At 42.3% G+C, this 1192-nt stretch carries 1 protein-coding gene; it reads right to left on the bottom strand.

The genetic code is table 11. From position 1 onward, the window contains the following. Positions 1-44: 44 nt before the first annotated feature. The coding region (locus ACS8FD_RS15610; protein WP_439276521.1) for a M20 aminoacylase family protein at positions 45-1192 on the bottom strand (1148 nt) is incomplete at its 5' end.

The raw sequence follows: 1192 nt of genomic DNA, 5'->3' as shown, positions 1-1192 counted from the left end.
TCCCTTTGCATTTTATGATTTCTAAGTTTTTTTTATTATTTGGTTTATGCAGCATTTTTTGGTAGTTGAGACTCAACTAAAGAAGTCCATACTTTGATACCCGTCTCAATAGCATCATCATTAAAATCATAAGACGCATTGTGTAATGGTTTGGAGGGGCTGCTACCATCAACACCTAACCAAAAATAAGCACCTTTAACCACTTGACTCATGAATGAAAAATCCTCAGAAGCCATTGATGGCTCTACGGCAGTATTTACCTTATCAGCACCCAGCACTTTAGTAGCAGCCTCTTCGATTTCAAGATAAGCTTGACTATTATTAGTGGTTACTGGATAGCGAATATGGTAATCCATCTCGCCTGTGACACCATATAGAGGTGGTAGTGTCTTAACCATTTCTGTGAGCATATCCTGCATGGACTGGCGCACGTCCATATCAAAGCTACGAACGGTTCCTTTTAAAATGGCGTAATCAGGGATGACGTTGGTAGTATCCCCACTATTCATCTGCGTTACGCTAATAACGCCTGATTTGAGCGGAGATATTCGACGAGAGACAATAGATTGAATATTAGTAATTAAAGCGGCTCCTGCTGCTATAGGATCAGCCCCTAAATGTGGCATAGCTGCATGAGTGCCTTTACCAGTCAAAGTAATCTCAAAGGTATCAAATGACGCCATCATCGGTCCATCATTAACGGCAACTTGTCCTACAGGAAGCCCTGGCCAATTGTGCAATCCATAAACCGCATCCATCGGGAATTTATCGAATAAGCCGTCATCAATCATGGCCTTGGCACCACCTAAGACCTCCTCAGCAGGTTGGAATATAAAATGAATGGTGCCATTAAAGTTTTTATGTTGGCTCAGATGCTTTGCCGTACCAAGCAGAACTGAAGTGTGACCATCATGGCCACAGGCGTGCATGCAGTTTTCATGAGTAGATTTATAATCAATGTCGTTTTGCTCTTTTATTGGTAGCGCATCGATATCTGCTCGTATGCCGATAGTAGGGCCTGAGCCATTCTTTAGAGTACCGACAACACCAGTACCGCCCAATCCTTGATGCACCTCAATCCCAAAGGACTGTAACTTGTCGATAATAAATGATGACGTTTTGAACTCTTTAAAACCGAGCTCTGGTTGACTATGAATCTGCTTACGCCACTGCTTTACTTCACTTAATAGAG

Source organism: Psychrobacter sp. 1U2 (assembly GCF_051847575.1).
The sequence above is the reverse complement of the archived record's forward strand: the minus strand, read 5'-3'. Positions and strand labels throughout refer to the sequence as shown.